Below are 12713 nucleotides of genomic sequence, written 5' to 3'. Positions count from 1 at the left end.
GCTGTTGCACCGCGCGGCGCGCTGTGCTTCCTGTCTGTCGTTATCGGTGCCTCCGCGAGGAGGTGAAACGGGAATGCGGTGCGGGGAAATATCCCCTATGCCGCGGCTGCCCCCGCAACTGTAAGCGGCCATTCCAGGTCCACAAAGCCACTGAATTTGCATCGCAGATTCGGGAAGGCGGACCGGGAGACCACCGCGAGCCAGGAGACCGGCCGGTAACGAGTTTCACACTCGTTCGACGGTGGGTCGACGGAAGGGGTTAAATGACTATCCGGAATTTGGCCGCAGGCACTGCGGCCGTTGTTGTTCTGTCCTGCTCTCACAGTGCTGCGCATGCGCAGTCCAGTGCCGAGCAGCTCTCCGAAATCGTAGTGACGGCGGACAGAGCACCCGAACAACTCAATCGCACTGGCAGTTCGATCAGCGTCGTGTCAGGCGAGACCATTGCGACCAGCAATCCCGGCTCTCTGGTCGATGCGCTGCGCACCGTGCCCGGTCTCGACATCACCGAAACCGGCGGCCCTGGCGGCACCACCAATGTCCGCCTGCGCGGCGGCAACACCGGCCAGACGCTGGTGATGATCGACGGCATCCGCGTCAATGATCCCACGGCGGCGTCCGGCGATTTCGAATTCGCCATGTTCACGCCTTCGGCGATGGAGCGCATCGAAGTCCTGAAGGGCCCGCAGAGCGCACTCTATGGATCAGACGCCATGGGCGGCGTGATTAATATCATTACCAAGAAGGGCTCGGGCCCTGCGCAAGTTAACGTACGCACCGAAGCCGGCAGCTATGGCACTGTCATGACGCAGGGATCGCTGACCGGCTCCAACGGTCCGTGGTCCTACGCTTTCACAGGTGGCGGTCAGCATTCGAACGGTTTCTCGCGCTTCGGCTATCGCATCCCTCAGTTTGAAGCGCTGTACCCCAATCTCGAACGCGACGGCTTTGATCGCGTCGGCGGATCGGCCAGGATCGGCTACGATGCCGGCGAAGGCATCCGGCTGGAATCCGGCTTCGTGTCATCCTTCACGCGAGCCGCCTATGACGGCACTTTCAGTCCGACGTCGAGAGCCGTGCAGCTTCCCGACACGCCTTCAAATGTCACGCGCCTGCTGCAAACCGTTTACGGCCGCGTCTCACTGGATTCATTCGGCGGCATTCTCACGCATAATGTCACCGTGTCGAACACGCATACCGAGCGTTCGAACTATGACGTAACCTATCGCACCAACATGCTGCCGCAGAACACCACGACCAATATTCTCGACTACAATGGTGACAGCCTCGGCGCAGAATATCAGGCAAACCTGAAGCTCGGCGCATTTGGCTCGCTGATCTACGGCGCCAAGACGCAGAGCGAGACAGCCAAGACCTACACGACCGCCATCCTGCCGATACCGGCCGCTATCACACCCGCGCTGGCGAAACGCCAGGATACCAATTCGGTCTTCGCGCTGTGGTCGGTCCCCGTAGGCGAACGTCTCAACATCACATTGGGCGGCCGCGTGGACGACGTCGTGGATGTCGGGCGCTTCGAGACATGGCGTGCCACGGCCGCCTATACGATTGCAGAAACCGGCACCAAGTTCCACACCAGCGCAGGTACCGGCGCCAAGGCACCGACACTGTTCCAGCTGTATTCAACGGCAAACGGCACGCCGACGCTCAGCCCGGAGCAAAGCTTCGGCTACGACGCCGGCGTCGATCAGAGCCTTTTCAATGGCCGCGTGGTGGTCTCGCTGACGGGCTTCTCGAACGACTACAGCAATCTGATCAACTTCGTGACGCCGACGGGAAGCCCCGGTTCGTGTCCCGTTGCCCAAACCACAGGCTGCTACATCAACGTCGCACGCGCCGAAACGAATGGTCTCGAAGTTGGCGCCAATGTGGACGTTATTCCGGGCCTGATGAAGTTCAACGCAGCCTACACCTACCTGCACGCGCAAGATCTCGGCAATGATACAGTGCTGGCACGTCGTCCCAAGAACTTCGCCCGCTTCGCACTCACGATCACGCCGACCGACAAGTGGATGATCGAGCCGCGCGTCACCACGGTATCGAAGCGCTTCAGCAGTGCCAATCAGGTCGGTCAGGTGGATGCCTATACCCGCGTCGATCTCTATACCGAGTACAAGATCGATGCGACCTGGAAGGTCTTCGCCCGCGGTGAGAACATCCTGAATGAGCACTATCAGGAAGTGCTGAACTTCGGCACCACGGGACCTGCGGCTTACGCAGGCTTCAACGCCACATGGTAACCGCAGCGCCAGCAGTACGCCGCCGGACGATCGCGACCATCGCGCTCGTCGGTCTTGTGACGCTGCTGGCGCTGGGCTCGCTCGGCACGGGACCTGTCAAGCTCTCGCCGCTGACGGTGCTCGATGCGTTGTTCGGCGGTGGCAGCGACGTGCAGCAGATCATCGTGCGTGAAATCCGCCTGCCGCGCGCGATCCTCGCACTGGCCATCGGCGCGATCCTCGGCCTGTCCGGTGCCGCGCTGCAGGGCCTTCTGCGCAATCCCCTCGCCTCGCCGTCCCTGTTCGGCGCGCCGCAATCCGCGGCCTTCGGCGCGGTGCTGATGATCTCGCTCGGTTTGGCCGATGTCCGCTCATGGGCGCTGCCTGTTGCCGGCATCACGATGGCGTTCCTGTCGGTGTTCGTGCTGCTCGGCATCGCCGGCCGCAATGCGGGTCTGCTGCTGCTGATCCTCGCGGGTCTCGCAATCTCCAGCCTAGCAGGTGCCGCGACGGCGCTGGTGATGAACCTGTCTCCCAATCCCTTTGCCGCACTTGAGATCGCGTTCTGGCTGCTCGGCTCGCTGGAAGACCGCAGCTTCCGTCACGTCACGCTGGCGCTGCCGTTCATTGTCGCCGGCGCAATCATTTTGATGAGCCAGCGCTCGGCCTTTCGTGCATTGAGCCTCGGCGAAGAGACCGCACAGAGCCTCGGTGTCCATGTGAGCCGCCTGCGCCTGCTGGTGATTCTTGGCGTCGCACTCGGCGTTGGCGGCGCCGTCGCAGTCACCGGCACGATCGGCTTCATCGGCCTCATCGCACCGCATCTGATGCGCCCGATCATCGGCCATGATCCCGCGCGCCTGCTGATCCCGAGCGCATTGACCGGCTCGGCGCTGTTGCTGGCTGCCGATATCGCCGTGCGCCTGATCCCGTCGACCACCGACATCAAGGTCGGCGTGTTGACTTCGATCATCGGTGTGCCGTTCTTCCTCTATCTCATCATGCGCGAGCGTCGCGCTCTGGGCGGAGGCGTCGCATGAGCGATCAGGCGCTACTGACCGCGAGCAATCTGAGCGTCACGCTCTCCGGGCGCGAGGTGCTGCACGAAGTCTCGCTTTCGCTGCAACGCAGGCATCTGGTCGCTCTGGTCGGCCCGAACGGCGCCGGCAAGACGACGCTGCTGCGTGCGCTGGCAGGCTTGCAGTCCTCAACGGGCACGATCCACGTCGCCGGCGATGCGCTGGCATCCCTGACGCTGCGCGAGCGCGCAAAACGCTTCGGCTATCTGCCGCAAGGTCATGTTGTGCACTGGCCGCTCGACGTGAAGGACGTTGTCGCCCTCGGCCGCTATCCGCATGGCGCGACCGATCCGGCGCGGCTGACATCGTCGGACAAGGCTGCGGTCGAGCGCGCAATGCTGGCAACGGACGTCGTCGCCTTTGCCGATCGCCGCGTGACTGAGCTTTCGGGTGGCGAGCGCAGCCGCGTCGCATTGGCCCGCGTTCTCGCCGTCGAGGCACCGATCGTGCTGGCCGATGAGCCGACCGCGTCGCTCGATCCACGCTACCAGATCGACGTCATGAAGAATTTGCGCGATGTCGCTGACAGCGGCGTGCTGGTGATCGTGGTCACCCACGATCTCGGCCTCGCGGCACGTTTCGCCGATACGGTGCTGGTGATGTCCGACGGACGCCTCGCAGCCCAAGGCGCACCGCAGCAAGCGCTATCTGACGACATCGTCGCCGATGTCTTTCGTATCAGCACCTATCGCGCCGAACACCGGAACGAAACGATTATCCTGCCCTGGGCGGGAGTCTGAGCGATGTGGCGGCTATTTCGCCAGCGCAGCAGCAAGCCGGCTCAGAGCAGCCGTATCGGGCGGCAGGCCGAACCGCAGCAGCTCATGGCTCCAGTCGAAGTGGCGGCACCAGATCTGCTGCCGGGCCAATGCGGCATGCCATTTCAGGGCGTCGACATGTCGCGCCAGCCTGTACAGCGGCGTGCCGCCGACGATCTCGAAACCGGCATCGGTCAACACATTGTCCAGCTTGATGCTCTGCGCGACAAGCGCGACGCGAGTCTGCGTGGCCCAACGCTCGTCGCGCAAAGCGACCGCGCCGATGACCTGCGCCGGTCCGGAACAGGCCCATGGACCGATGGCAGTCGCGATACGCTGCGCGATCAGAGGCGCCGCGAGCGCGAAGCCGAGACGCAGACCCGCGAGGCCGTAGAATTTTCCGAACGAGCGCAGGATCACCACCGGCAACTTCGCACACAGCTCGACCGCACTGATCGCTGGATCGACATCGACGAAGGCCTCATCGATCACCAGCCAGCCTCCGCGCCGTTGCAGGATCGCCGCAACATCAGCGAGTTCATCGCTCCTAGCGATACGCCCGTCGGGATTGTTGGGATTGACGATCACCACATGCCTGGCATGATCCGGCAGCGCATGAAGGCCACCGATTACGCCGACCTCATGTCCGCCGGCACGCCAAGCCGCGACATGCTCGTTATAGGTCGGCCCGACGATGGCAACGGCTCCGGGCATAGCGAGATGCGGCAGCCACTGGATCAACGCCTGCGTACCGGCAGCGGCAACGACATCGACGCTATCGGGCACGTGATAGGCGCTGCGCGCGGCGGACAACAGCGACTGTTCGTCGGCGCGCGTCGGCAAGCGCTCCCAAAGATGGCTCGGCAGGTTGGCAGGAATTGGCCACGGCCATGGATTGATCCCGGTCGAGAGATCGAGCCATTGGTCCGGCGCACCGCCGAATTCCGCCATCGCCTGCGTGAGATCGCCACCATGTTTCATGCCTGTGTCATGCCATCATATCGGGCGAAGCGCGAGAGGCTTTGGCCGCTCGCGGCTACGACACTCGCGCTGCTCGCATGGGCGCCGCTGCAGGCCAGTGCGGCCGATCTGCCGCGCATCGCCTCGATCAACCTCTGCACCGATCAACTGCTCGTCACCCTCGCCGATCCCGAGCAGATTTTGGGCCTCAGCCCCTATGCGCGCGATCCGTTCCGCTCATGGGACAAGGACAAGGCGAAGGCGTTCCGCCTGCTGTCCGGCGAGGCTGAGGACGTGCTGGCGCTGAAGCCGGATGTCGTCGTCGCCGGCCGCTTCACCAAGCGCGCGACCCGCGAACTCCTGAAGGACAAGGGGTTGAAGGTCACCGAATTCGATCCCGCCCGCTCGCTCGACGACGTCAAGAAACAGCTCCGCCAGATGGGCGCGCTGGTCAAGCATCCGGAGCGTGCTGAAGCCGAAATAGCGAAACTGGATACTGCAATCGCGCAGGCCCACGCCGCCGTACAGCGCAAGCCGTTGCGCGTGCTGGCGGTGTCGCGGCGCGGCTGGGTGTCCGGCGGCGAAAATCTGACCACGTCGTTGCTATCAGCGGTCGGGCTGCGCAATGCCGGCGGCGAGCTCGGCCTCAAGGCTGGCGGCTTCGCCTCCTTGGAGGCGATCGTCACACTGAGGCCCGATCTGCTGCTGGTCACCGACAATACCGATTTTGCCGAAGACGAAGGCCGCGCCTTCCTGCTGCATCCCGCACTGGAGAAATTCTATCCGGCATCGAAGCGACTGGTGCTGCCCGAGCGCCTCACCGCCTGCGGCGGTCCGACCATGGTCGAGGCGCTCGATCGACTGACCACCGAAATCAGTCGCGTGGCGCCCTGATGCTGGTGCATGGCGACGCGCTCCTGCTGGTGGTCGCGGCGCTGCTGCTCGATGCCGTGATCGGCGATCCCGACTGGCTGTGGCGCCGCGCACCGCATCCCGTGGTCTGGATCGGCAACGGCATCGGCTGGCTGGAACACCGGCTCAACCTCGAGAGCTGGTCGCGTCGGCAGCGCAAGCTGGCAGGCGTCGTCACTATCATCGCGCTGGTCAGTGTCGCAATACTTGTCGGCGGACTGCTCACCGATCTTCTCAACGACAACTGGATCGGTTTCGGCGTCGAAGCCCTGATTGCCTCGACGCTGATCGCCCAACGCAGCCTGTATCAGCATGTGGCCCGCGTGCGTCGCGCTTTCACCGAGGGCGGATTGCCCGCAGCACGCCAGGCCGTCGCAATGATCGTCGGCCGCGATCCGGAGCGGCTTGATGAAGGCGGCGTCGCGCGCGCGGCGATCGAATCCACCGCCGAAAATTTCTCCGACGGCATCGTCGCGCCGGTGTTCTGGCTGGCATTGCTCGGATTGCCCGGCCTGATCGCCTACAAGGCCATCAACACGGCCGACTCCATGATCGGCCATCGCAGCACGCGCTATATCGATTTCGGCTGGGCTGCAGCGCGGCTCGACGATCTCGTCAACCTGATCCCGGCGCGCTTGTCGGGAATATTGGTCGCGCTTGCCGCGCCAGTGTCACGCGGATCAATCATCGCGTCATTGAAGATCATGATGCGCGACGCTTCCAAGCATCGTTCGCCCAATGCCGGCTGGCCGGAAAGTGCCATGGCTGGCGCGCTCGGGATCGCAATAGCTGGACCCCGCGTCTATGCCGAGGGCGCTGTCAACGATCCCTATCTCAATGCCGAAGGCCGAACCGCAGCGCCTGACGACATCGGCCGGGCACTTCGCGTGTTCGTCGCAGCTTGCGTTTCGCAAACCACAATCTATGCTGCGCTGGCGCTGTTGCTGTGACGGCTGCGGGCAATCTCGATTAGTCGATCGATATCCAGATGCTTTTCGCAATGATCGGCCAACGCATCGAGCGCGGCTTCGATCTGCGCATCATAGGCCAGCGACGACGCGATGCCCAGATTGGCCAGCCATGCCTTGCGGAACGCATCGCCGGTGAACAGCCCATGGACATAAGTGCCCTGCACCCGTCCATCGACGGACGCAGCACCATCAGGTCGTCCATCGATCATCACGAGCGGCCGCGCGCAGTCGTCACCCTCGCTGCGACCGAGATGAATTTCGTAGCCTTCGATTGCGGCGCCAGTCGCACAATGCGTACCGGTGACCAGCGTCGTGGATTTATCCGCGCTCATCAGCGTCGCGATATCGAGCAGGCCGAGCCCTTCCACAGTGCCTGGTGAACCATCGACGCCATCGGGATCGGCGATCGTACAGCCGAGCATCTGGTAGCCTCCACACAGGCCGAGCACATGACCACCGCGGCGCACATGCGCCTTGATGTCGATGTCCCAGCCCTGCGCACGCAGGAAGGCGAGATCGCCGATGGTAGATTTACTGCCGGGAATGATGATCACGTCGGCATTGCCCGGAATGGCTTCGCCCGGCCTGATGAAGACCAGCTTCGCGCCGGGCTCCATGCCAAGCGGATCGAGATCGTCGAAATTGGCGATCCGCGCCAGCACCGGCACGGCGATGATGCGGGTCGATGACGAGGCATGGGTGCGATCGAGATCGACGGCGTCTTCGGCGGGCAGGAACGCCGCCTGCGGCAGCCAGGGCAACACACCGATGGATGGCCACCCCGTCAGCCGCGTGATCGCCCTGAGGCCGTTGTCGAACAGGCTGGGATCGCCGCGAAACTTGTTGACGATGAAGCCGTGGATGCGCGCACGTTCTTCCGGCTCCAGCACCAGATGCGTGCCGGCGAGACTCGCAATGACGCCGCCGCGATCGATATCGCCAGCGAGCACCACCGGAATGTTAGCCGCGGCAGCAAAGCCCATATTGGCGATGTCGCCGGCGCGTAGATTGATTTCCGCGGGGCTGCCGGCCCCTTCCACGAGAACGATGTCTGCCTGATCGGCCAGCAACGAAAAGCTTTCGAGCACGGCGGGCAGCAATGCGGCCTTCTTCTCCAGATAGTTCTTCGCCCGCAGCGTGCCCCAGCGCTTGCCCTGAACGATCACCTGGGCGCCGGTGTCCGTCTCCGGCTTCAGCAGCACCGGATTCATGTGGACACTTGGCGGCAACCTGGCGGCCCGCGCCTGCACCGCCTGCGCGCGGCCGATCTCGCCGCCATCGACCGCGACAGCAGCATTGTTCGACATGTTCTGCGGCTTGAACGGTGCCACATTCAAGCCACGCCGCACCAGTGCCCGCGCCAGCCCAGCGACGATCGTCGACTTGCCGGCATTGGAGCCGGTCGCCTGGATCATCAGCGCGGGCGTATTCAGGTTCATCAGAACTCGATGCCCTTCTGGCCCTTGATGCCAGCGCGGAACGGATGCTTGATCAGCGTCATCTCGGTGACCAGATCGGCCATCTCGATCAGCTCGGGCTTGGCGTTCCGGCCGGTGATGACCACGTGCTTGTCGGCCGGCTTCTCGTCGCGCAGGAAGGTCAGGACTTCATTGAGGTCGAGATAGTCGTAACGCAGCACGATGTTGAGTTCATCGAGCAGCACCAGACGATGGCGGTCATCGCGGATCATTTCCTTGGCGCGCTCCCAGCCCGCGGTCGCGGCAGCAATGTCGCGTTCGCGGTCCTGCGTGATCCAGGTGAAGCCCTCGCCCATGATGTGCAGCGTGACGAGATCCGGGAAGGTCTTCAGCAGCCGCGCTTCGCCAGTGTCCCATTCCGGCGACTTGGTGAATTGGACGATACCGACCGGATAGCCGTGACCGATATGGCGGAACACCATGCCGAGCGCCGCAGAAGTCTTACCCTTGCCGGTGCCGGTATGGACGATCAAGAGACCTTTCTCGCCGACCTTGGTCGCCATGATTTTGTCCTTGGCGGCCTTGTGCTTGGCCGCCTTGATCTTGTGGCGGGCATTTTCTTCATCGTCGTGGGCGAGTTCGGTCATGGGATTTCCTTTGCGATCTCTTTGTGTGCCTGCGGCAGAAGTTCGGCGATCAGATCGGCAGCGCGATTGGAACGTGGCGTCCACAGGCCCCTGCGCATCGCTTCCGCAAAGCGCGCAGCCGTCTCGCGCAGCGCCGCGGGATTGGCGGATGCCATGAAGCCTCGAACTTCGTCATTTTCCAGATAGGAGGCGAACAGCTGATCGAAATGGTGATTGGCGACCGCATTGGTGGAGGCCGCGAAACCGAACAGATAATCAACCGTCGCCGCGATCTCGAAGGCGCCTTTGTAGCCGTGACGCATGACGCCGGCGATCCATTTCGGATTGGCGCCGCGGCCGCGCACCACCCGCGAGATCTCATGCGCCAGCGGCCGGGCAATCGGCGCTTCGGGGCGCGACGTATCGATATGGGCGATGCGCGGCGCCGAGCCACGCAGCGTCTGCACCGTCGCCGCGAGGCCGCCGATGAACTGGTAATAGTCGTCGGAATCCAGAATGTCGTGCTCGCGATTGTCCTGCGCCTGCGCGACGAGATCGACGCCCCTCAGCCGTTCGGCGAATTCGCCTCGCGCGTCCTCGCCATCGGTTCCACCGCCATAGGCATAGCCGCCCCAATCGAGATAGACCTCGGAAATGTCGGCACGATTACTCCAGCCACCCTCGTCCATCAGCGCCTGCAGGCCCGCACCATAAGCGCCAGGCTTGGAGCCGAACACACGGCGCGTCGCCTGTCGCCGTGCGATCTCGCAGGTCATGCCACCGGCTTCGAGCGTGCGGGCACGCGCGCGGACATTGGCGGCAATAGGATTGGCGTCGTCGGGTTCGTCAAGTTCGGCCACGGCACTCACGGCGGAGCCGATGATGTCCATCTGGGTCGGGAACGCATCGCGGAACAGGCCGGAGACACGGAAGGTCACATCCACGCGTGGGCGCTTCAGCTCAGACAGCGGCGTAATGGCAAAGCCGGTGACACGGCCGGAGGTTTCCTCCCACAGCGGGCGCGCGCCAATCAGCGCCAATGCCTGCGCGACATCGTCACCGCCGGTGCGCATATTGGCGGTGCCCCAGGCCGACAGCGCAATCGCGCGCGGCCATTCGCCTGCCTCCTGCCAATAGCTCTCGACCAGCCGTTCGGCCGCCAGTTGCCCGATGCGCCAGGCGGATGGCGTTGGCACGGCGCGAACGTCGACGGCGAAAAAATTGCGCCCAGTCGGCAGCACATCGGGGCGTCCACGCGTCGGCGCGCCAGATGGACCGGGCCGCACGAACTGACCGTGGAGGCCTTTGAGGAATGCGGCCGTCTCCGCGCCACCGCAAGCATCGATGGCGGGTCGCAGTTTCACATTGATCCAGTGAAGTACATCGGTGGCGCGCGTCCAGGTGGGATCGCAGGGCAGCTGGCCGGAGACAAGTTGCAGCGCCAGCCCTTCGATTCGTTCGACGGTGTCACCTGTGGTGCGCCACACTGCATCGCTGACATCGGCAAGAACGCCGGGGCGCGGGCCGAGATAGTCATCGGCCATATCACGGGTGAGCGGGTCGAACGTGCCAAGACCGAGATCGGCAGCCAATGCGCGATGCAGTGACGCATCCTGCGGCTTGATATCCGAGCGCGGCAGGCGCGCGATGGACACCAGGAGACCATTGCGCTGCGCGTCCTCGGGCACGCGGCCAAAGATGTGCAATCCATCGCGGATCTGCATTTCCTTGAGATCGCACAGATGGGCGTCGAGCGCGCGCAGCGCCTCGCCCGTCGGCGTGTCGCGGGTGACATTGACGTCGGCATCGATCTGCTGCGCGCGGGCGAGCGACAGGATGTCTTCGGCGATCACGGCAGCGCGCTTGGGATCGAGATCGGTCGCCATGGCATATTCGTCGACCAGATTCTCCAGCCGCGCCAGATCGTCGTGCAATTCGGCCCGCGTCATCGGTGGTGTCAGGTGATCGATGATCACGGCGGAGGTGCGGCGCTTTGCCTGAATGCCCTCGCCGGGATCGTTGACGATGAACGGATAGAGATGCGGCAGCGGACCGAGTACGGCATCGGGCAGACAATCGGCGGACAGACCCGCGCTTTTCCCCGGCAGCCATTCGAGATTGCCGTGTTTGCCGAGATGCACCACTGCATGGGTGTCAAAGCCGCGGCGCAGCCAGAGATAAAATGCGAGATAGTGATGCGGCGGTACCAGATCGGGATCGTGATAGGTGCTCTTGGGATCGATATTGTAACCGCGCGCCGGCTGCACACCGACGGTGATATTGCCGAAACGATGCAGGCCGAGACGGAATGCGCCATCGACGACATGCGGATCGTTCTCAGCTTTGCCCCAGCGTGACTCAATAGCCAGCCGCACATTGGTCGGCAGCGTCGCAAAGGCCGCGTGATAGTCAGCCAGCGGCCACGTCACGCCACCGCTTCGCTCCGCGCGATCGGCAAGCGCATTCGTTGGCCCCTGTTGCAACAGCTGCATCATGGCGGCCGTCGTGTCAGGCGCGTCACCAGTGCCGTAGCCGGCTTCGCGCATCGCGGCGATCACATCGATCAGACTCTGCGGCGTATCGAGGCCGACGCCATTGGCAAGGCGCCCATCGCGATTGGGATAATTGGCCAGGATCAGCGCGACGCGCCGCTCGCTCGCTAACGAACGACGCAAGCGGACCCAGGCACGCGCCAGATCAGCGGTCGCTTCGACGCGATCCTGCACCGGCTGCAGTGTCGTCGGCGCAAAGCCGCCGTCGCTGGCGCCACGTTCCTTGAAGGCGATGGCATTGGCGAAGATGCGGCCATCGACTTCCGGCAACACCACATGCATCGCCAGATCGCGCGGCGTCAGGCCGCGAGTGGAGGCTTCCCAGCTGGCGCGTGAAATGCCGGCTTGTGCGACCTGCAGAATCGGACAGCCTGACGCCGACAACACGCCGGCATCGTCATGCGCGGTCGCGGTAGCGAAGGCCGTCGCGTTAATGATGATATCGGGCGGATAGGCCGCAAGCACGGCGCGCAGGAAAGCCGCGGAGCGCTCATCCTTCAGGCTCGTGACGTAGAGACAGGCCACGTTGAGGCCGCGCGCGTCGAGCGACCGACGCAATGCATCGATTGCCGCAGTATCGCCGCCGGCCACCAGCGCGCGGTAGAAGATCACAATCGCATTCGGCCGGTTATCCCCCGCGGGTTCACCCGGCCAGAAGCCGGCCGAAGGCATCGGCCGCGCAACAGGCGGCTCCTCTCCGTGACCGATCAGATGCGCGGCATAGCGCAGTGCCAGCTGCGCGTTGTCGACGCCGCCCTCGCTGCAATAGCGCCAGAGTGCGTGGGTGTCATCGCTGCTGACAGTGCCACGTGCAGCCAGCTCGGCATTCCAGTCCATCTCGCCGGGCAGGCAGGCGAATTTGGCGCCGCGGCTCAGCGCGTCGCTGCGCAGGCTCTCGACGCCATGGGGCCAATAGCTGATGCCGCCGAGCATGCGCAGCACCACGATCTTCGCCCTGGCCAGCGTGCGCTCGACATAGAGATCGACCGACGCGGGATGGCCGAGCGCCAGCATGTTGGTAAACCGCACGCTGGGGAAATCGCCCGGCAGTGTCGCATGCGCCGCATTGAACGCCGCCAGATCGCTATCCGCCGCTGACAACACGACGATATCGGCGGTGTCCTGCCCGAGATCGCGGGCGACGTCGCCGTCATCAATACTGCCGGAGGTGTCGAGCTTCAGATGCATGCGGGTGAA

9 protein-coding genes and 1 riboswitch are annotated in these 12713 nt (G+C 64.0%); of the genes, 5 read left to right on the top strand and 4 right to left on the bottom strand.

What is annotated here, in order from left to right:
• Positions 1–27: 27 nt before the first annotated feature.
• Positions 28–231, top strand: a riboswitch (cobalamin riboswitch).
• 32 nt (positions 232–263) lie between these two features.
• The 3 genes from AB7951_RS06320 to AB7951_RS06310 are packed head-to-tail and all read left to right on the top strand — an operon-like array spanning position 264 to position 4059.
• The gene (locus AB7951_RS06320; protein WP_120291508.1) at positions 264–2261 is read left to right on the top strand and encodes a TonB-dependent receptor domain-containing protein; all 1998 of its coding nucleotides are present in this window, start codon (positions 264–266) and stop codon (positions 2259–2261) included.
• Positions 2255–3280: an iron ABC transporter permease gene (locus AB7951_RS06315; RefSeq protein WP_120291510.1), complete on the top strand. Its 1026-nt coding sequence runs from the start codon at positions 2255–2257 to the stop codon at positions 3278–3280. The genes AB7951_RS06320 and AB7951_RS06315 overlap by 7 nt, the downstream gene beginning before the upstream one ends.
• A complete protein-coding gene (locus AB7951_RS06310; protein WP_120291512.1) occupies positions 3277–4059 on the top strand; it encodes an ABC transporter ATP-binding protein in 783 nt (260 codons plus the stop codon). The genes AB7951_RS06315 and AB7951_RS06310 overlap by 4 nt, the downstream gene beginning before the upstream one ends.
• A gap of 12 nt (positions 4060–4071) precedes the next feature.
• Here AB7951_RS06310 and cobD read toward each other — a convergent pair whose 3' ends face one another.
• Positions 4072–5058, bottom strand: coding sequence for a threonine-phosphate decarboxylase CobD (gene cobD / locus AB7951_RS06305; RefSeq protein WP_120291514.1), 987 nt, complete (start codon positions 5056–5058; stop codon positions 4072–4074).
• Positions 5059–5067: 9 nt separating this feature from the next.
• On the opposite strand from cobD, the gene AB7951_RS06300 reads away from it, so the two are divergent.
• Positions 5068–5931: an ABC transporter substrate-binding protein gene (locus AB7951_RS06300; RefSeq protein ID WP_120291516.1), complete on the top strand. Its 864-nt coding sequence runs from the start codon at positions 5068–5070 to the stop codon at positions 5929–5931.
• On the top strand, positions 5931–6899 hold the full coding sequence (gene cbiB / locus AB7951_RS06295; protein ID WP_120291518.1) for an adenosylcobinamide-phosphate synthase CbiB: 969 nt from the start codon (positions 5931–5933) through the stop codon (positions 6897–6899). The genes AB7951_RS06300 and cbiB overlap by 1 nt, the downstream gene beginning before the upstream one ends.
• Here the strand turns inward: cbiB and AB7951_RS06290 are convergent.
• From AB7951_RS06290 to cobN, 3 genes are read right to left on the bottom strand one after another with little or no spacing between them, the layout of a single operon-like run.
• Positions 6872–8359, bottom strand: a complete 1488-nt coding sequence (locus AB7951_RS06290; protein WP_120291520.1) for a cobyric acid synthase — start codon at positions 8357–8359, stop codon at positions 6872–6874. The two genes, cbiB and AB7951_RS06290, sit on opposite strands and share 28 nt — an antisense overlap.
• On the bottom strand, positions 8359–8985 hold the full coding sequence (cobO, locus tag AB7951_RS06285; protein WP_068734347.1) for a cob(I)yrinic acid a,c-diamide adenosyltransferase: 627 nt from the start codon (positions 8983–8985) through the stop codon (positions 8359–8361). Before cobO ends, AB7951_RS06290 begins: the two co-directional genes overlap by 1 nt.
• A complete protein-coding gene (gene cobN / locus AB7951_RS06280; RefSeq protein WP_439061827.1) occupies positions 8982–12704 on the bottom strand; it encodes a cobaltochelatase subunit CobN in 3723 nt (1240 codons plus the stop codon). The genes cobO and cobN overlap by 4 nt, the downstream gene beginning before the upstream one ends.
• Positions 12705–12713 lie beyond the last annotated feature (9 nt).

It is taken from the genome of Tardiphaga sp. 285_C5_N1_2 (assembly GCF_052076065.1).
Classification (GTDB): domain Bacteria; phylum Pseudomonadota; class Alphaproteobacteria; order Rhizobiales; family Xanthobacteraceae; genus Tardiphaga; species Tardiphaga robiniae.
The sequence above is the reverse complement of the archived record's forward strand: the minus strand, read 5'-3'. Positions and strand labels throughout refer to the sequence as shown.

What these genes read in the sequence shown, in the direction of transcription:
- AB7951_RS06320 (WP_120291508.1), top strand. Translation starts at nt 264, where the DNA reads ATGACTATCCGGAATTTGGCCGCAGGCACTGCGGCCGTTGTTGTTCTG.
- AB7951_RS06315 (WP_120291510.1), top strand. Translation starts at nt 2,255, where the DNA reads ATGGTAACCGCAGCGCCAGCAGTACGCCGCCGGACGATCGCGACCATC.
- AB7951_RS06310 (WP_120291512.1), top strand. Translation starts at nt 3,277, where the DNA reads ATGAGCGATCAGGCGCTACTGACCGCGAGCAATCTGAGCGTCACGCTC.
- cobD (WP_120291514.1), bottom strand. Translation starts at nt 5,058, where the DNA reads ATGAAACATGGTGGCGATCTCACGCAGGCGATGGCGGAATTCGGCGGT.
- AB7951_RS06300 (WP_120291516.1), top strand. Translation starts at nt 5,068, where the DNA reads ATGCCATCATATCGGGCGAAGCGCGAGAGGCTTTGGCCGCTCGCGGCT.
- cbiB (WP_120291518.1), top strand. Translation starts at nt 5,931, where the DNA reads ATGCTGGTGCATGGCGACGCGCTCCTGCTGGTGGTCGCGGCGCTGCTG.
- AB7951_RS06290 (WP_120291520.1), bottom strand. Translation starts at nt 8,359, where the DNA reads ATGAACCTGAATACGCCCGCGCTGATGATCCAGGCGACCGGCTCCAAT.
- cobO (WP_068734347.1), bottom strand. Translation starts at nt 8,985, where the DNA reads ATGACCGAACTCGCCCACGACGATGAAGAAAATGCCCGCCACAAGATC.
- cobN (WP_439061827.1), bottom strand. Translation starts at nt 12,704, where the DNA reads ATGCATCTGAAGCTCGACACCTCCGGCAGTATTGATGACGGCGACGTC.